General features: G+C 64.9%; 17 protein-coding genes. 16 read left to right on the forward strand and 1 reads right to left on the reverse strand.

All coding sequences use genetic code 11. The features are described 5' to 3' along the window. Positions 1–94: 94 nt before the first annotated feature. The 3 genes from tpiA to ACN9MX_RS02755 all read left to right on the forward strand — a co-directional run bounded on the left by tpiA (position 95) and on the right by ACN9MX_RS02755 (position 3078). Positions 95–835 carry a triose-phosphate isomerase gene (gene tpiA, locus ACN9MX_RS02745; RefSeq protein ID WP_363825336.1) on the forward strand — a complete coding sequence of 247 codons (741 nt, stop codon included), beginning with the start codon at positions 95–97 and terminating at the stop codon, positions 833–835. A 127-nt stretch (positions 836–962) separates the two neighbouring features. Next, positions 963–1352, forward strand: a complete 390-nt coding sequence (gene secG / locus ACN9MX_RS02750) for a preprotein translocase subunit SecG (protein WP_363735171.1) — start codon at positions 963–965, stop codon at positions 1350–1352. A gap of 91 nt (positions 1353–1443) precedes the next feature. Continuing rightward, positions 1444–3078 carry a CTP synthase gene (locus ACN9MX_RS02755; RefSeq protein WP_363735170.1) on the forward strand — a complete coding sequence of 545 codons (1635 nt, stop codon included), beginning with the start codon at positions 1444–1446 and terminating at the stop codon, positions 3076–3078. Between the two features lie 34 nt (positions 3079–3112). Here ACN9MX_RS02755 and ACN9MX_RS02760 read toward each other — a convergent pair whose 3' ends face one another. Next, positions 3113–4252 carry a PQQ-dependent sugar dehydrogenase gene (locus ACN9MX_RS02760; RefSeq protein WP_363825339.1) on the reverse strand — a complete coding sequence of 380 codons (1140 nt, stop codon included), beginning with the start codon at positions 4250–4252 and terminating at the stop codon, positions 3113–3115. A gap of 199 nt (positions 4253–4451) precedes the next feature. Here ACN9MX_RS02760 and rimP point away from each other — a divergent pair, with 199 nt between their 5' ends. From rimP to pnp, 13 genes are all read left to right on the forward strand, one after another. Next, complete coding sequence (gene rimP, locus ACN9MX_RS02765; RefSeq protein WP_133651788.1) at positions 4452–4976, forward strand: ribosome maturation protein RimP; 525 nt, start codon at positions 4452–4454, stop codon at positions 4974–4976. A gap of 12 nt (positions 4977–4988) precedes the next feature. Then, positions 4989–6560: a transcription termination factor NusA gene (gene nusA / locus ACN9MX_RS02770; RefSeq protein WP_363735168.1), complete on the forward strand. Its 1572-nt coding sequence runs from the start codon at positions 4989–4991 to the stop codon at positions 6558–6560. Between the two features lie 6 nt (positions 6561–6566). Next, positions 6567–6803: a tautomerase family protein gene (locus ACN9MX_RS02775; protein WP_133651790.1), complete on the forward strand. Its 237-nt coding sequence runs from the start codon at positions 6567–6569 to the stop codon at positions 6801–6803. Between the two features lie 144 nt (positions 6804–6947). Then, complete coding sequence (locus ACN9MX_RS02780; protein ID WP_363735166.1) at positions 6948–7604, forward strand: DUF448 domain-containing protein; 657 nt, start codon at positions 6948–6950, stop codon at positions 7602–7604. A 90-nt stretch (positions 7605–7694) separates the two neighbouring features. Next, entirely contained in the window at positions 7695–10286 is a 2592-nt protein-coding gene (infB, locus tag ACN9MX_RS02785) for a translation initiation factor IF-2 (protein WP_363735165.1), read from the forward strand. A gap of 36 nt (positions 10287–10322) precedes the next feature. After that, positions 10323–10697 carry a glyoxalase superfamily protein gene (locus ACN9MX_RS02790; protein WP_133651793.1) on the forward strand — a complete coding sequence of 125 codons (375 nt, stop codon included), beginning with the start codon at positions 10323–10325 and terminating at the stop codon, positions 10695–10697. A gap of 5 nt (positions 10698–10702) precedes the next feature. Further along, positions 10703–11104 (forward strand): 30S ribosome-binding factor RbfA, encoded by a 402-nt coding sequence (gene rbfA, locus ACN9MX_RS02795; RefSeq protein ID WP_133651794.1) that lies wholly within the window; start codon positions 10703–10705, stop codon positions 11102–11104. Positions 11105–11205: 101 nt separating this feature from the next. Beyond that, entirely contained in the window at positions 11206–12102 is an 897-nt protein-coding gene (locus ACN9MX_RS02800; RefSeq protein WP_363825342.1) for an alpha/beta hydrolase, read from the forward strand. 2 nt (positions 12103–12104) lie between these two features. Further along, complete coding sequence (locus tag ACN9MX_RS02805; RefSeq protein WP_363735163.1) at positions 12105–12683, forward strand: thymidine kinase; 579 nt, start codon at positions 12105–12107, stop codon at positions 12681–12683. Positions 12684–12807: 124 nt separating this feature from the next. Continuing rightward, a complete protein-coding gene (locus ACN9MX_RS02810) occupies positions 12808–13176 on the forward strand; it encodes a DUF6491 family protein (RefSeq protein WP_363735161.1) in 369 nt (122 codons plus the stop codon). Between the two features lie 32 nt (positions 13177–13208). Next, on the forward strand, positions 13209–14120 hold the full coding sequence (truB, locus tag ACN9MX_RS02815) for a tRNA pseudouridine(55) synthase TruB (protein WP_363825345.1): 912 nt from the start codon (positions 13209–13211) through the stop codon (positions 14118–14120). A gap of 19 nt (positions 14121–14139) precedes the next feature. Beyond that, positions 14140–14409 carry a 30S ribosomal protein S15 gene (gene rpsO / locus ACN9MX_RS02820; protein WP_046763409.1) on the forward strand — a complete coding sequence of 90 codons (270 nt, stop codon included), beginning with the start codon at positions 14140–14142 and terminating at the stop codon, positions 14407–14409. A gap of 178 nt (positions 14410–14587) precedes the next feature. Further along, positions 14588–16918, forward strand: coding sequence for a polyribonucleotide nucleotidyltransferase (gene pnp / locus ACN9MX_RS02825; protein WP_363735158.1), 2331 nt, complete (start codon positions 14588–14590; stop codon positions 16916–16918). Positions 16919–16931: the final 13 nt, after the last annotated feature.

Raw genomic sequence — 16931 nt, forward strand, 5'->3', positions numbered from 1 at the left:
GCACGCCGTTCATCGGCTCGGCCAACCCGGCGGTTCGGATTGGAGAGCTGCGCCGCGGGGGACCGTGCAGCAATAACCATAAGGGGAAAGATCGATGAGCAGGCGGAAGCTGATTGTCGGTAACTGGAAGATGAACGGCCTGCGCGCCCAGCTGGGCGAGGTGGAGGCGATCGGCGCCCTGGCGCGCGACTATCCGGCGGTGGAGGTCGGGCTGTGCCTGCCCGCGACGCTGATCGCGGCGGCGGACGGCGTCAAGGGTGGGGCCTTCATCGGCGCGCAGGACTGCCACATGAAGGAAAGCGGCGCGCATACCGGCTGCCTGTCCGCGGCCATGCTGGCGGAGGCAGGGGCAAGCTGGACCATCGTCGGCCATAGCGAACGGCGACAGGACCAGGGCGAAACCGACGCCGACATCGCGGCAAAGGCGCTGGCGGCGCGGGCCGCGGGTCTGAAGGTCATCCTCTGCGTGGGCGAAAGCCTCGACGTGCGCGACGCCGGCAATGCGGAGGCGGTGGTTGCGGCGCAATTGCTGGCCTCCCTGCCGGATGGAGCGGCGGCGGACTGGCTGGCCATCGCCTATGAACCGATCTGGGCCATCGGCACGGGCCGAATCCCCACCATGGAAGCGGTCGCCGCGATGCACGCGGCCCTGCGCGCCACTCTTGCTGGCAGGATCGGCGCGCAGGCGGACGCGACGCGAATCCTCTATGGCGGATCGATGAACGGCGACAATGCGGCGGAGCTTCTGGCGCTGGCCGACGTCGATGGCGGCCTGATCGGCGGCGCGAGCCTTGCAGCGGCGAAATTCGCTCCGGTGATCGCGGCTGCTGCCTGACCGCCGACGGATGACAATCCCCTCCCGCCTGTGGGAGGGGGGCGGGAAAGACAGGGGCGGTTGCCCCCGCGCCCTATCATCGCTATGTGCGCGGCAACGCTCCCTTTACCGGACAGATATTCGTCTCATGTTCACCTTCCTTCTCGTCGTGCAGGCTCTTGTCGCTGCCCTGCTTGTCACCGTCATCCTGATGCAGAAGTCGGAAGGCGGCGGCCTGGGCGTCGGCGGCAGCCCGGCGGGGTTCATGTCGGCGCGCGGCGCGGCGGATTTCCTGACTCGCTCGACCACGGTTCTCGCCGGCATCTTCGTGACGCTGTCGATCGTGCTGGCGGTGATCGCCTCCATTCAGCACCGGCCGAGCGACATCGACACCTCGCTGGTGAAGCAGGCGCCCCAGGCTCCGACATCTTCTCCGGCGTCCGCGCCGGCCCCGGCGACCGGCAAGGATCCGCTGGCGGGCGCCGCCGGCGCGGCGAGCGGCAAGGCTTCCAACGGCGCTGTCCCGCTCGCCAACTAGGCGCGCGACACTCCCAATTTCGCTTTTTTCGCACGCGCGATGATTCGCGCGCTTGCCCAACTCGTTTGTAAAAGGCTAAGCCTCTCCCCCCATGGCGCGGTATATTTTCATCACCGGCGGCGTGGTCTCCTCGCTTGGCAAGGGCCTGATGGCCGCTTCGCTCGCAGCACTGCTGCAGGCGCGAGGTTTCCGTGTGCGCATTCGGAAATTCGATCCCTATCTCAACGTCGATCCGGGCACGATGAGCCCGTATCAGCATGGCGAGGTCTATGTGACCGACGACGGGGCGGAAACCGACCTCGACCTTGGTCATTATGAGCGCTTCACCGGCGTTTCGGCGCGGCAGTCGGACAATGTGACGCAGGGCCGGGTCTATCAGACCATCATCCAGCGGGAACGGCGCGGCGACTATCTGGGCGCGACGGTCCAGGTGATCCCGCACGTCACGGACGAGATCAAGGCCTTTGCCATGGCCGAATCCGATGATCTCGATTTCGTGCTGTGCGAGATTGGCGGCACCGTGGGCGACATCGAATCGCTGCCCTTCATGGAGGCGATCCGCCAGCTCCATAACGACCTTGGCCGCGGCCGGTCGATCTTCGTCCATGTGACGCTGGTCCCCTATATCGCGGCGGCGGGCGAACTGAAGACGAAGCCGACCCAGCACAGCGTGCGCGAACTGACGTCGCTGGGGATCCAGCCCGACATCTTGCTCTGCCGCTGCGAACATCCGCTGCCGGAAAGCGAGCGGCGCAAGATCGCCCTGTTCTGCAATGTCCGCCCCGAAGCGGTGATCCCGGCGCTTGACGCCAGCAGCATCTACGCGGTCCCGATGCAATATCATGCAGAGGGGCTGGACGACGAAGTGCTGCGCGCCTTCGGCATGGAGGGCGCGTCCGCGCCCAAGCTCGACCGCTGGCACGACATCATGGACCGGCAGCAGAATCTGGAGGGCGAAGTCACCATCGGCGTCGTCGGCAAATATGTCGGCCTGCCCGATGCCTACAAGTCGCTATATGAAGCGCTGACCCATGGCGGCCTCGCCAATCGGGTCAAGGTCAACATCAAATGGCTCGACGCCGAACTGTTCGAGGAAGAGGGCGCGGACATCGCCGCTCGCCTGGAGCCGATGCACGGCATCCTCGTCCCCGGCGGCTTCGGCGTGCGCGGGTCGGAGGGGAAGATCGCCTCGGTCAAATTCGCCCGCGAACGCAACGTGCCCTTTTTCGGCATCTGCCTGGGCATGCAGATGGCCTGCATCGAAGGCGCGCGGAACACGGCGGGAATCGCGAACGCCTCCACCACGGAGTTCGGCGAAACCAGCGAGCCGGTGGTCGGCCTCATCACCGAATGGATGAGCAAGGAAGGCCTGCAGAAGCGTACCGCCGAAACCGACTTGGGCGGCACCATGCGGCTTGGCGCCTATCCGGCCAGGCTCGCTGGCAACAGCGTGGTGGCGGGCATTTACGGCGCGACCGAAATCAGCGAGCGGCACCGCCATCGCTATGAGGTCAATGCCGGCTATCGCGAGCCGCTGGAAAAGGGCGGCCTGATCTTCTCGGGCATGTCGCCAGACGGCACGCTGCCGGAAATCGTCGAACGCCCCGATCATCACTGGTTTGTCGGTGTGCAGTTCCACCCCGAACTCAAGTCCAAGCCCTTCGACCCGCATCCGCTCTTTGCCAGCTTCATCGAAGCGGCGGTGAAGCAGAGCCGGCTGGTATAAAGGAGGAGCGGGGCCGGAATGGCCCCGTTTCACCCTAACCCTGGGCAGGCGTCAACTTCAACAACCGCCCCTCAGAACCCCGCCCGCCATCCTCCAGCAGCCAGAGCGCGCCATCCGGCCCTTGCTCCACCTCCCGGATTCGCGCGCCCATGTCCCATTGGTCCGCCTTGGACGCATTGTCCCCGTCCAGCTTCACCCGTATCAGCGCCTGGCTCGACAGCCCGCCGATGAACAGCGACCCCTTCCATTGCGGGAACAGGTCGCCCGAATAATAGGCCAGCCCCGCCGGCGAGATGACCGGGTTCCACCAGAGCTTGGGCGCCTCATAGCCATCGCCTGCCTTGTGGTCGGGAATGTCCCGCCCGTCATAATGGCTGCCATTGGAAACCCGCGGATAGCCATAGTTGAGGCCGGGCCTGATCAGGTTCACCTCATCGCCGCCCTTCGGCCCCATTTCCTGTTCCCACAGCCGCCCGTCCTTGTCGAAGGCGATCCCCAGCAGATTGCGATGGCCATAGGACCAGACCGCCGGATGAAAGCCTTTCGCCGCCAGCGGATTGCCCGCCGCCGGGGTGCCGTCCAGGTTCAGCCGCAGCACCTTGCCCAATGTCGACTTGGGATCCTGCGCGGGATCGAATTTCTGTCGCTCGCCATTGGTGAAGAACAGATATCTGCCATCGGGCGAGAAGGCGATCCGCCCGGAATAATGGCCGTTTCCATCCACATACTGGCTTGCGCGGAAGATCACCTTCACGCCGTCCAGCTTCGTCGTCCCATCGCTCGCCTGGTGGAAGGCGCCGGTGGCGAGCGCCACGCCCTTGCCGCCCTGACCCGCCTCGGAAAAGCTGAAATAGACCGACCGGTTCCGCGCGAAATCGGGCGCCAGCACCACGTCCATCAGCGCGCCCTGACCTTCGCTGTCGACCGGCGGAATGCCCGCGACGGGAATTTTCGTTCCGTTCTTCGGATCGAACAGGATCATCTCGCCCGCCTTTTCGGTGACCAGCATCCGTCCGTCGGGCATGAAGGTCATGGCCCAGGGCGCATCGAAATCCGCGATCACGGAGGTCTTGAACGGCTTCGTCGCGGAGGTGGTGCTGTTCTGCCCCACGGCATTGTCAGCCGAACAGGCGATCAGGGCCAGCGGCAGGGCAGTCAGGGCAAGATGGCGCATATCGTCTCCTCCGGGGCTGAATTTCGGCGCTGATGACGCTAACAGAAGGCTTATCAAATGCCTCGCGACAAATAATGTTGCAGCTTTGCGGCATCCCGCCTATATCGCCCCTGCTTCCTTACATCGTCAAACATGTCGGGGTCGCGGGCGGATCGCCTGCGGCGACGGGAAGCTGCAATTTTGTTCTTTTGGAGACCCCATGGCGGACATCGCCGAACTGACAGCCCTGATCGAACCGGAGGTGAAGGCCTTGGGCTTCGACCTCGTGCGCATCAAGCTGTTCGGCTCGGGTGACGAGTATACGCTGCAGATCATGGCCGAGCGGCCGGAGACGAAGCAGCTCGTCATTGAGGATTGCGCCGCCATCTCCCGCCGCCTGTCCGACGTGCTGGACGAAGCCGACCCGATCGAGGAGGCCTATCGCCTCGAAGTCAGCTCGCCCGGTATCGACCGTCCGCTGACCCGCCTCACCGATTTTCTCGAATGGGCCGGGCATGAGGCGAAGATTTCCGCCACCGAAGCCGTCGGGGGCCGCAAGAGCTTCCGTGGTGTTCTGAACGGGATAGAGGGGGAGGGCATTCTCTTCACCGACGTGAAGGCGGGCGATGTGGTGATCCCCTTCGCATTGGTGGGCGACGCCAAGCTGATACTGACCGACGCATTGATTTCTGCTAGCATGCCGCTCTCCTCCGATGGGGCGGACGAGTTCGAAACCGAAGAATAAGGGTTTACGACCATGGCCAACGCCATTTCCGCCAACAAGGCCGAGCTGCTCGCCATTGCGAACAGCGTCGCCAGCGAGAAGATGATCGACAAGGCGATCGTCATCGAGGCGATGGAAGACGCGATCCAGCGCGCAGCCCGCGCCCGTTACGGCGCGGAGAACGACATCCGCGCCAAGCTGGACCCGGACACCGGCGACCTTCGTCTCTGGAGAGTCGTGGAGGTGGTCGAGCAGGTCGACGACTATTTCAAGCAGGTCGACCTGAAGCAGGCTACCAAGCTGAAGAAGGACGCGGTCGTGGGCGACTTCATCGTCGATCCGCTGCCGCCCATCGACCTTGGTCGCATCGACGCCCAGTCGGCCAAGCAGGTGATCTTCCAGAAGGTCCGCGACGCAGAGCGCGAGCGCCAGCATGAGGAATTCAAGGACCGCGTGGGTGAGATCATCACCGGCGTCGTCAAGTCCGTCGAATTCGGCCATGTCGTCGTCAATCTCGGCCGGGCCGAGGGCGTCATCCGCCGCGACCAGCAGATCCCCCGCGAAGTCGTCCGCGTCGGCGACCGCATCCGCTCGGTGATCCTGAACGTCCGCCGCGAAAACCGCGGGCCGCAGATTTTCCTCAGCCGCGCGCATCCCGAATTCATGAAGAAGCTGTTCGCGCAGGAAGTGCCCGAAATCTACGACGGGGTGATCGAGATCAAGGCCGCCGCCCGCGATCCGGGCAGCCGCGCCAAGATCGGCGTCATCAGCCGCGATTCGAGCATCGACCCGGTCGGCGCCTGCGTCGGCATGAAGGGCAGCCGCGTGCAGGCCGTCGTGCAGGAAATGCAGGGCGAGAAGATCGACATCATCCCCTGGTCGGAGGATACCGCGACCTTCGTCGTCAACGCGCTTCAGCCCGCGCAGGTCGCCCGCGTCGTCATCGACGAGGAAGAGGAACGCATCGAGGTCGTCGTCCCCGACGATCAGCTTTCGCTCGCCATCGGCCGTCGCGGCCAGAATGTCCGTCTCGCCAGCCAGCTGACCGGCAAGGCCATCGACATCATGACCGAGGCCGACGCGTCCGAGAAGCGCCAGAAGGAATTCGTCGCCCGTTCCGAACTGTTCCAGAACGAACTGGACGTCGACGAAACCCTCTCGCAGCTCCTCGTGGCCGAGGGCTTTGGCGAGCTGGAGGAAGTGGCCTATGTCGGCATCGACGAACTGGCCGCGATCGAGGGCTTTGACGAGGAACTGGCGCAGGAACTGCAAAGCCGCGCGCAGGAAGCGCTGGACCGCCGCGAGGCCGCTGCCCGCGAGGAGCGTCAGGCGCTGGGCGTCGAGGATGCGCTGGCCGACATGCCGCACCTTACAGAGGCGATGCTGGTGACGCTGGGCAAGGCGGGCATCAAGACGCTGGACGACCTGGCCGATCTGGCCACGGACGAACTGATCGCCAAGAAGCGCGTCGACCAGCGCCGCCGCCGCAACGAAGGCAGCGAGGACAAGGGCGGCATTCTGGCCGAATATGGCCTCAGTGAAGAGCAGGGCAATGAGATCATCATGGCCGCCCGCGCCCACTGGTTCGAAGACGAGGAAGCATAAGCGCAGATGCCGTTCGTCGATATCCGTCTGGCCGGAAACGCCACCCGCGAACAGAAGGCGGCCATCGTCGCCGACGTCACCCGGTCGCTCGTCGAGCGTCTCGGGAAGCCGGCCTCTGCCGTGCAGGTGGTGATTTCGGAAATCTCGATGGAAAATTACGGCTCGGCCGGCCAGCTCATGGCCGATCGGGTCGCGCCCCGGCCGACAGGGGAGGACGCCAATGCCGCGGTCACTTCCCAATGAGAGGCTAAGCGCTTCCCCAGCACTGACGGACAGCCGTGCTCCTGCGAAGGCGGGAGCCCAGTCCAGAGGTCGTGCGCACCCGAAAAGGTGGAACTGGATTCCTGCCCTGGCAGGAATACGGATTTCGTTCGGAAAGGGCGCGTCATGACCGAACGCAAATGCATCCTGTCGGGCGACCGCGCCGACCCGGACATGCTCGTCCGTCTCGCCTGCGGCCCGAATGGTGAAATTCTGCCCGACATCCGCGCCAAGGCCCCCGGCCGTGGCGCCTGGATCGGAGTGTCCCGCGCGGAAGTCGAACAGGCGCTCGCCAGGGGCAAGCTCAAGGGCGCGCTCGCTCGGGCGTTCAAGACCGGCGACCTGCAAATCCCCGACAACCTCCCCGCGCTGATCGAGGACGGCCTGCGCAAGGCGCTGCTCGACCGGCTGGGACTGGAGGCGAAGGCATCCATGGTCCTCACGGGCTCTGAAAAAATCGATGTCGCCTGCCGCAAGGGGGAGGTGACGATGCTGCTCCACGCCGCCGACGCCGCCCCCGACGGCAACCGCAAGCTCGACCAGGCTTTGCGCGTCGGGCAGGAGGCGGAAGGCACGGATTTGGCGGGCATCGTCTTGCCTGTGGACCGACACGCCCTATCTATGGCAATGGGGCGGGACAATGTCGTCCATATCGCGGTGACCGACTCGCGTGCGGCGTCACGTCTGCGCGGCGCCATAGGCCGCTTGGAAAGCTATCTGGGTTGCGCTAACGGAGCGCCGGTGCATGGGGAGCAGGACTCCGCAGGGGCATTGGGCGCCTGAGTTGGTATTGGAATGCCTGAGTTGGCATTGGAATGAAGGCGCCGACGGGCCTTGCCGGTCGGGTTGATGTGAAGGGTATAGTTCAGTCGTATGAGTGACAGCAAGGAAGACAAGCCGGTTCTGGGCCGCAAGCCGCTGGGGATCAAGCGCACGGTCGAGTCCGGTCAGGTGCAGCAGCAGTTCAGCCACGGCCGCAAGAACACGGTCGTGGTTGAGGTGAAGCGGCGCCGCATCCTGGGCAAGCCGGGCGAAGCCGGCCACGCTGCGCCTGAACCGCAGGCTGATCCCACGCCTGCGGCTGCCCCCGCCGCTCCGGCGGCGCCCCAGCCGCAGGCGCGCGCGCCGCAGCCGGCTCCCGCGCGCCCGGCCCCGCCGCAGAGCCTGATGTCCCGTCAGGAATTGCAAGCGAAGCTGCTGCGCGAGGCGGAGGAAGCCCGCATGTCCGCGCTGGAGGACGCGCGCCGTCGCGAAGACGCCCAGCGCCTTGCCGCAAGCGAGGAGGAAAAGCGCCGCGCCGAGGAAAATCGCCTGGCCGCAGAGGCTTCCGAGGCCGAAGTCGCGCGCCAGCCCGAAGTGGACGCGGGGACCGTCGAGGAAACGGCCAAGGCGAACGTTGAGGAAGCCGCGCCTGTCGCGGCCGATGCCCCGGCCGAGGCCGCGCCGGCCGCTGCCGAAACGAAGCCCGCAACGTCCACCATGCCCCCGCCGCGCCGCTTCACGCCGGTCGCCCCGGTCAAGCGCCCCGAACCGGCCAAGCCGGAGCGGGCCAAGCGCGGCGACGACAATCGCCGTCAGGCAGGCAAGCTCACCGTCACCCGCGCCCTCGCGGATGATGACAGCGCCCGCGCCCGCAGCCTCGCCGCGCTCAAGCGCGCCCGCGAGAAGGAACGCCGCGCCCATTATTCGGGCGGCGCCCAGCAGCGGGAAAAGCAGTCGCGCGACGTGGTGGTCCCCGAAAGCATCACTGTCCAGGAACTCGCCAACCGCATGGCCGAAAAGGGCGCGGACCTGGTGAAGGCCCTGTTCAAGATGGGCACCGCCGTCACGCTCAACCAGGCGATCGACCAGGATACGGCCGAATTGCTGGTGGAGGAATTCGGTCACCGCATCCAGCGCGTGTCCGATGCCGACGTCGAAATCGGCATGGAGGGTGAGGTTGACGCACCCGAAACGCTGAAGTCGCGTCCGCCGGTCGTGACCATCATGGGCCATGTCGACCACGGCAAGACCTCTCTGCTCGACGCGCTGCGCGGCACCAATGTCGTGTCCGGCGAAAGCGGCGGCATCACCCAGCATATCGGCGCCTATCAGATCAAGGCGAAGAGCGGCGACATCATCACCTTCCTCGATACGCCGGGTCACGAGGCTTTCTCGGAAATGCGCGCCCGCGGCGCCAACGTCACCGACATCGTCATCCTGGTGGTGGCGGCGGACGACGGCCTGATGCCGCAGACGATCGAAGCCATCAACCATACCAAGGCGGCCGGCGTTCCGATGATCGTCGCGATCAACAAGTGCGACAAGCCCGATGCCAATCCGCAGAAGGTGCGCGAGCGCCTGCTGAGCGAGGAGGTCGTGGTCGAGGATATGGGCGGCGACGTCCAGGACGTGGAGGTTTCGGCACTCAAGAAGACCGGCCTTGACGAGCTGATCGAAAAGATCCTGCTCCAGGCCGAGTTGCTCGAACTGACCGCCAATCCGGATCGCGCCGCCGAAGGCAATGTGATCGAGGCGCAGCTCGACAAGGGGCGCGGCGCCGTCGCCACCGTTCTGGTGCGCAAGGGTACGCTGAAGATCGGCGACACTTTCGTCATCGGCTCGGAAAGCGGCAAGGTCCGCGCGATGATCAACGACAAGGGCCAGCAGGTGAAGGTCGCCGGTCCCTCGACGCCGGTCGAGGTGCTGGGTCTCTCCGGCGTGCCGATGGCGGGCGACCAGCTCACCGTTGTCGAGAATGAGGCGCGCGCCCGCGAAGTCGCCGCCTATCGTCAGGAACAGGCGACCAAGAAGCGCACCACTGCCGCGCCGACCAGCTTCGAGCACATGTTCTCGGCGCTCAACACGACCGTCATCGAATATCCGGTGGTGGTGAAGGGTGACGTGCAGGGCTCGGTTGAAGCGATCGTGTCGTCGCTGAACCGCATTTCGACCGACGAGATCAAGGTGCGCATCCTGCATTCGGGTGTCGGCGCGATCACAGAGAGCGACGTCACGCTGGCCGCCGCCAGCCGCGCGCCGCTGATCGGCTTCAACGTCCGTCCCAATGCCAAGGCGCGCCAGTTGGCGGAGCGCGAGAAGATCTCGCTGCGCTATTATGACGTGATCTACGACCTGCTCGAAGAGGTTCGCGGCGAAATGGCGGGCCAGCTTGCCCCCGAACGCATCGAAACCATCGTCGGCCGGGCCGAGGTGCTTCAGGTCTTCCCCGCGGGCAAGAAGGACAAGGCGGCGGGCCTGCTCGTCCTCGACGGCATCATCCGCAAGGGACTGTCCGCGCGCCTTACCCGCGACGATGTCATCGTGTCGCGCACCAACATCGCCTCGCTCCGTCGCTTCAAGGACGACGTGGCCGAAGTCCGCGCCGGCATGGAGTGCGGCGCGGTCCTTCAGGACACGAACGACATCAAGCCTGGCGACACGCTCGAGCTGTTCGAGGTCGAGGAACGCGCCCGGACGCTGTAACAAGAGCGCGCTCGACGCGGCGCGGAGGAAAAGGACATGGTCATGCTAGGCAAGGTCACGCCAATCCTCCGCAGCTTCGATGAAACGCGGACGCGCGCCTTTTACTGCGACTTCCTGGGGTTCGGGGTGGTGTTCGAACATCGCTTCGAACCTGGCATGCCGCTCTACATGGGCGTGGCGCGTGAGGGATGCGTACTGCACCTGTCCGAACATTATGGCGACGGGACGCCGGGTTCGGGCATTCGCATCGCCGTCGATGACGTGCGGGCCTATGCGGCGGAGCTGCGCGCCAAGCATTTCGGCAACGCCCGGCCGGGGGAACCGGTCGAGACGGAATGGGGCAGCCTTGAAATCACGATCACGGACCCGGCCGGAAATAATTTGACCTTCTTTACCGATTTGCCGGAGTGAATGGCATGAACAATTTGCAGGAAGGTCCCTCCGTCCGCCTGCTGCGCGTGGGCGAACAGGTGCGCCATGTGCTCTCCGAGATCCTTCAGCGCGGCGACGTCCATGACGATGTGCTCGCCAGCCATGTGGTGAGCGTCACCGAAGTCCGCATGTCGCCCGACCTGCGCCACGCGACGGTCTTCATCAAGTCGCTGCTCGGCCAGGATGAGGAGGCTGTGCTGAAGGCGCTGCGCACCAACACCGCCTATCTCCAGCGCGAAGTCGCGACCCGCGTGCGCCTCAAATATGCGGCAAAGCTCAAATTCCTTGCGGACGAAAGCTTCGACGAAGGCAACCATATCGACAGGCTGCTGCGCGATCCCAAGGTAGCGCGCGATCTGGACAAGCCCGAGGCCGAGGGCGAATAGGCCGCTGCCCGACAAACATCGTCCCCATCGACGCGACGGCGCAGCCCGGCTAACAGCGTCTTGTCCGCAGGCAAGGCAAGGCAAGGCAAGGGGCAGGGCAGATGAAAAGAACGGGCATATTCGCAACCGCGCTTCTGGCGCTCGCCACGCCCGCCGCTGCCAGGGAAGCGCCGGTCCATCCGGCTGTCACCACGGACCCGGCCCCTGATCCCGCCTATCCCGCCGGCATGAGCGCCTTCGTCATCCCTTCCGGAGATGGCGCGCTCAACGCTGTCCTCTATACCGCCGCCGGTTCGGGCCTGCACCCGACGCTCCTCCTCCTCCACGGCTTTCCCGGCAATGAGCAGAATCTGGACCTGGCGCAGGCGGCCCGCCGTGCCGGCTGGAATGTGCTGACGCTCCACTATCGCGGTTCCTGGGGCAGTCCCGGAAACTTCTCCTTCACCCACGCTTCGGAAGACGCCTGGAACGCGCTGCAATATCTCCAGCAATCCGCCACGGTGGCGAAATATCGCATCGACACGAGCGCCATCGTCGTCGCAGGGCACAGCATGGGCGGCTTCATGGCCGCCGACGTCGCCGCCGCCGAACCCCATGTCGCGGGCCTCTTCCTGATCGATCCCTGGGATCCAGCCGAAACCGCCGCCGCCCTCTCCACGCCGCAGGGCGAAGCCGCTTGGAAGGCCGAAGTTGCCGACGACCTGCCCCCGCTCCATGGCGCCAGCTATGACAGCCTGACCGCCGAAATCAGCGGCAATGTCGAAAAGTTCGACCTCGGCCGCAGGCTGGTGGGCTATGGCCGCCGCCCCTTGATCATCATCGGGGCGGAGCGGGGCATCGGCGCCATGGCGCGCAAGGTGACGGCGGACGCGCAATCGGCCAATCCCGACACGCGGCTGATGGTCTGGCCCACCGATCACGGCTTTTCCGACAAGCGTATCGCGCTGGCCGACGCCCTGGTCCGTTTCCTCAAGCAGATCGCGCCAATGGCGCGCTGACCATGGCGAAGCTCTATTTCTACTACAGCTCGATGAACGCGGGCAAATCGACCACTTTGCTCCAGTCCAGCTTCAACTATCGTGAGCGTGGCATGGAAACCATGCTGTGGACTGCCGCCGTGGACGATCGTTACGGAGCCGGACGCATAGTCTCTCGCATCGGGCTGGAGGCGCAGGCCCATATCTTCGATGCCGCGACCGATCTCTTTGCCGCCATCGCCGCCCAGCAGGCGCACAGCCCGCTGTCCTGCATATTGATCGACGAGGCGCAGTTCCTGAACGAAGAACAGGTCTGGCAGGTCGCCACTGTCTGCGACCGGCTGAACATTCCGGTGCTCTGTTACGGCATCCGCACCGATTTCCAGGGCAAGTTGTTCGAGGGCAGCGCCGCGCTGCTGGGCCTGGCCGACACGCTGAACGAGATAAAGACGATCTGCGAATGCGGGCGCAAGGCGACGATGAACCTGCGCGTCGATGCGCAGGGCGCGCCGATCCGGCGGGGCGAGCAGACCGAAATCGGCGGCAATGACCGCTATGTCGCGCTCTGCCGCCGCCATTTCGCGGAGCGGATGCAGCGCTGAATCTTGTATCAAATTGTCGCCTCGTCCTCCCGACGGAGCGGCCTTCTACCCATATCGGCGTCATGAAGATGGAGCGGCGATCTGATCCCATCAAATCGAAATCCGCTCTTGCAGGAGACAGAGCATGTTCGCCAGATATCGGGCCGCTTTCCTGGCCCTTCCCCTTATGTTCGCGAGCGTCCCGGCCATGGCCGCGATGCAGCAGCCGGCAAGCGGTGAAGCATCCATTCCCTTCGTCAACCATGGCGGGGTCTGGAACTGGCAAGCCGATGGATCGCGCGGCGTCTATGTGCAGGACCAGCATCGCCAATGGTATTATGCGAAGCTGATGAGCAACTGTTTCGACCTGCCCTTCGCCAACGCCATCGGCTTCGAAACGCGCGGCATCGATACGCTCGACAGGTTCGGCACGCTGGTCGTGCGCGGCCAGCATTGCCCGATCACCAGCTTCACCTACAGCGCCGGCCCGCCCGCCAGGACAAAGAAGGGCTGACAGCAGGCGGCGCCCGCTATAGAGGGCCCGCCATGCATGGCTGGATCATCCTCGACAAACCCCTGGGCCTCGGCTCGACGCAGGCCGTGAGCGCGGTGAAGCGCGCCTTGCGGCAAAGCGGCGCGGGAAAGCTTAGGGTCGGCCATGGCGGCACGCTCGATCCGCTGGCGACCGGTGTTCTCCCGGTGGCGGTGGGAGAGGCGACGAAGCTCGCCGGGCGGATGCTCGACAGCGACAAGATCTATGACTTCACCATCGGCCTGGGCGTGCAGACCGACACGCTCGACCGGGAGGGCAGGGAGGTCGCGTCCAGCGCGCATCGCCCCACCCTGGCGGAGGTGGAGGCCGTCCTCCCCGATTTCACCGGCCCCATCGAACAGGTGCCGCCCGCCTATAGCGCGATCCTGATCGACGGCCGGCGCGCCTATGACCTGGCCCGCGCGGGGCAGGAGGTGGAAATGAAGACGCGCGCCGTGACCATCCACCGCCTTGACCTTCGTCCCTCCCGCGAGATCGCGAAGGAGGAAATGGTAGGGGAGGTCACCCTGCGCGCCCATGTGTCGAAGGGCACCTATATCCGTTCCCTCGCGCGCGACATCGCGCTGGCGCTCGGCACGGTCGGCCATGTCACCATGCTCCGCCGGGTGAAGGCCGGGCCGTTCACCCTGGAAACCGCGATTTCGCTGGACAAATTGGACGAAGCTGCTACGGGCGGCGGCATCGCGCAGCTTATGCTGCCGTTGACCGCAGGGCTGGACGACATCCCGGCTCTAGCAGTCTCTCCCGACGACGCGCTGGCTCTCCGACAGGGGAAGGTGCTCGTGGGGAAACCGCATACCGGCTTGTTACTGGCGATGGAGGGCGAAACGCCCGTCGCGCTGGTGGAGGCCAGTGGCCCAGAAACCCGTAGGGAAATCAGGGTGGTGCGCGGCTTCAATCTCTAGATGTTACGAAAGGAAGCCGATGTCGATTACTGCCGAGCGCAAGGAAGCGCTGATCAAGGAACATGCCCGCGCCGAAGGCGACACCGGTTCGCCGGAAGTCCAGGTTGCGATCCTCTCGGAGCGCATTTCGAACCTGACCGAGCATTTCAAGGGTCATCACAAGGATAACCACAGCCGTCGCGGCCTGCTGATGCTGGTCAACAAGCGTCGTTCGCTGCTGGACTATCTCAAGAAAAAGGATGCGGGTCGCTATACCGACCTCATCACCAAGCTGGGCCTGCGCAAGTAAGCCTGCTAAAGAAGGAGCGGCCCCCATGTCGGGGCCGTTTCCGATTCCGGGGCTCCTGCAATTCGGCAGGATGTTCCGACCAAGGGGCCAGACGATGCTCCGAAACCGCTGCGGGCCGGTTTAGCCCGCATGACAGGCCCCGCCCGGCAATAGGGCCAGGCGGGCGAAGGAAAACAACATGTTCGATGTAAAGAAGGTATCAATCGAGCTGGGCGGAAAGACCCTCACGCTCGAAACCGGCCGTATTGCGCGTCAGGCCGACGCCGCCGTGCTGGCGACCTATGGCGAAACCGTGGTGCTGTGCGCCGTGACCGCCGCCAAGTCGGTGAAGGAAGGGCAGGACTTCTTCCCGCTGACCGTCCATTATCAGGAAAAATATTCCGCCGCCGGCCGCATCCCGGGTGGCTTCTTCAAGCGTGAACGCGGCGCGACGGAAAAGGAAACACTGGTTTCCCGCCTGATCGACCGCCCGGTCCGCCCGCTCTTCCCCGAAGGTTTCTACAACGAAATCAACGTCATTGCCCAGGTTCTGAGCTTTGACGGCGAAAGTGAGCCCGACATCGTGGCGATGATCGCCGCTTCGGCCGCGCTGACCCTGTCGGGCGTTCCCTTCCTGGGTCCGATCGGCGCCGCCCGCGTCGGCTACAAGGATGGCGAATATCAGCTGAACCCCTCGCTGGACCAGGCGAAGGAAGGCGAACTCGACCTCGTCGTCGCCGCCACCGGCAATGCCGTGATGATGGTCGAATCCGAAGCCAAGGAACTGTCGGAAGACGTCATGCTCGGCGCCGTGCTGTTCGCGCATGAAGCGTCGAAGAAGGTCGTCAATGCGATCATCGACCTCGCCGAGCAGGCCGCCAAGGATCCGTGGGACGTTGCCAAGGGCGACAATCTCGACGACCTCAAGAAGAAGCTGAAGAAGCTGATCGGCAAGGACATCACGGCCGCCTACAAGCTGACCGACAAGTCCGCCCGTTCCAACGCGCTGAACGAGGCCCGCGCCAAGGCAAAGGCCTGGTTCGCCGAGGAAGGCCTCGACGCCCAGACGGTCATGGCCGGCATCAAGCTGACCAAGAAGCTGGAAGCGGAAATCGTCCGCACCGCCATCCTCAAGGACGGCAAGCGCATCGACGGCCGCAACACGACGCAGATCCGCCCGATCGAGGCGATGGTCGGCTTCCTGCCGCGCACCCACGGTTCGGCCCTGTTCACCCGCGGTGAAACGCAGGCGATCTGCACCACCACGCTCGGCACCAAGGACGCCGAGCAGATGGTCGACGGCCTGACCGGCGTTCATTATGAAAGCTTCATGCTGCACTACAACTTCCCGCCCTATTCGGTCGGTGAAGTCGGCCGCTTCGGCGCGCCGGGCCGTCGCGAAGTCGGCCATGGCAAGCTGGCATGGCGTGCCCTGCACCCCGTGCTGCCCAGCAAGGAAGAATTCCCCTACACCATCCGCGTCCTCAGCGACATCACCGAGTCCAACGGCTCGTCATCGATGGCGACGGTCTGCGGCGGTTCGCTCTCGATGATGGACGCCGGCGTGCCGCTGAAGCGCCCCGTCTCCGGCATTGCCATGGGCCTGATCCTGGAAGGCAAGGATTTCGCTGTCATCAGCGACATTCTGGGCGACGAGGATCATCTCGGCGACATGGACTTCAAGGTGGCGGGCACGGAAGCGGGCATCACCACCATGCAGATGGACATCAAGGTTGCCGGCATCACGCAGGAAATCTTCGAGGTCGCTCTGCGCCAGGCGAAGGAAGGCCGCGCCCACATATTGGGTGAGATGAGCAAGGCCCTGTCCTCGACTCGCACCGAGCTGTCGGCCCATGCCCCGCGCATCGAGACGATCCAGATCGACAAGGCGAAGATCCGCGACGTCATCGGCACCGGCGGCAAGGTCATCCGCGAGATCGTCGCGGAAACCGGCGCGAAGGTCGACATCGACGATGAGGGCATCATCAAGATCAGCTCGTCCGACATCAACCAGATCGAAGCCGCCAAGAAGTGGATTCTCGGCATCGTCGAGGAAGCGGAAGTCGGCAAGGTCTACACCGGCAAGGTCGTAAACATCGTCGACTTCGGTGCGTTCGTGAACTTCATGGGCGGCAAGGACGGCCTCGTCCACGTCTCCGAAATGAAGAATGAGCGCGTCGAAAAGCCGACGGACGTCGTCTCCGAAGGCCAGGAAGTGAAGGTCAAGGTTCTCGAAATCGATCCGCGCGGCAAGGTTCGCCTGTCCATGCGCGTCGTCGATCAGGAAACCGGCGAGGAACTGGAAGATACCCGTCCTCCCCGCGAACCCAGGGGCGATCGCGGCGGTGAGCGTGAAGGCGGCCGTGGCGACCGCAATCGCCGCGACCGTGGCGGCGACCGCGGCGGACGCGGTGGCGACCGGGGTGATCGCGGCCCCCGCCGTGACCGCGGCCCGCGCGGCGAAGGCCGGGGCAATGGCGATGACGACGGCTCCAATGCCGGTCTGCCGGACTTCCTGACCCAGGATTGATCCCGGTCCATCA

Origin of the sequence: Sphingobium sp. R-21, assembly GCF_049913335.1 — a bacterium.
Lineage (GTDB): Bacteria > Pseudomonadota > Alphaproteobacteria > Sphingomonadales > Sphingomonadaceae > Sphingobium.

Bases quoted from the DNA above. Each gene is read 5' to 3' on its own strand.
- rimP (WP_133651788.1), top strand. From the start codon at position 4,452: ATGGCGGACATCGCCGAACTGACAGCCCTGATCGAACCGGAGGTGAAG.
- pnp (WP_363735158.1), top strand. From the start codon at position 14,588: ATGTTCGATGTAAAGAAGGTATCAATCGAGCTGGGCGGAAAGACCCTC.
- ACN9MX_RS02780 (WP_363735166.1), top strand. From the start codon at position 6,948: ATGACCGAACGCAAATGCATCCTGTCGGGCGACCGCGCCGACCCGGAC.
- ACN9MX_RS02760 (WP_363825339.1), bottom strand. From the start codon at position 4,252: ATGCGCCATCTTGCCCTGACTGCCCTGCCGCTGGCCCTGATCGCCTGT.
- ACN9MX_RS02805 (WP_363735163.1), top strand. From the start codon at position 12,105: ATGGCGAAGCTCTATTTCTACTACAGCTCGATGAACGCGGGCAAATCG.
- infB (WP_363735165.1), top strand. From the start codon at position 7,695: ATGAGTGACAGCAAGGAAGACAAGCCGGTTCTGGGCCGCAAGCCGCTG.
- rbfA (WP_133651794.1), top strand. From the start codon at position 10,703: ATGAACAATTTGCAGGAAGGTCCCTCCGTCCGCCTGCTGCGCGTGGGC.
- ACN9MX_RS02800 (WP_363825342.1), top strand. From the start codon at position 11,206: ATGAAAAGAACGGGCATATTCGCAACCGCGCTTCTGGCGCTCGCCACG.
- ACN9MX_RS02790 (WP_133651793.1), top strand. From the start codon at position 10,323: ATGGTCATGCTAGGCAAGGTCACGCCAATCCTCCGCAGCTTCGATGAA.
- rpsO (WP_046763409.1), top strand. From the start codon at position 14,140: ATGTCGATTACTGCCGAGCGCAAGGAAGCGCTGATCAAGGAACATGCC.
- ACN9MX_RS02755 (WP_363735170.1), top strand. From the start codon at position 1,444: ATGGCGCGGTATATTTTCATCACCGGCGGCGTGGTCTCCTCGCTTGGC.
- secG (WP_363735171.1), top strand. From the start codon at position 963: ATGTTCACCTTCCTTCTCGTCGTGCAGGCTCTTGTCGCTGCCCTGCTT.
- nusA (WP_363735168.1), top strand. From the start codon at position 4,989: ATGGCCAACGCCATTTCCGCCAACAAGGCCGAGCTGCTCGCCATTGCG.
- ACN9MX_RS02810 (WP_363735161.1), top strand. From the start codon at position 12,808: ATGTTCGCCAGATATCGGGCCGCTTTCCTGGCCCTTCCCCTTATGTTC.
- ACN9MX_RS02775 (WP_133651790.1), top strand. From the start codon at position 6,567: ATGCCGTTCGTCGATATCCGTCTGGCCGGAAACGCCACCCGCGAACAG.
- tpiA (WP_363825336.1), top strand. From the start codon at position 95: ATGAGCAGGCGGAAGCTGATTGTCGGTAACTGGAAGATGAACGGCCTG.
- truB (WP_363825345.1), top strand. From the start codon at position 13,209: ATGCATGGCTGGATCATCCTCGACAAACCCCTGGGCCTCGGCTCGACG.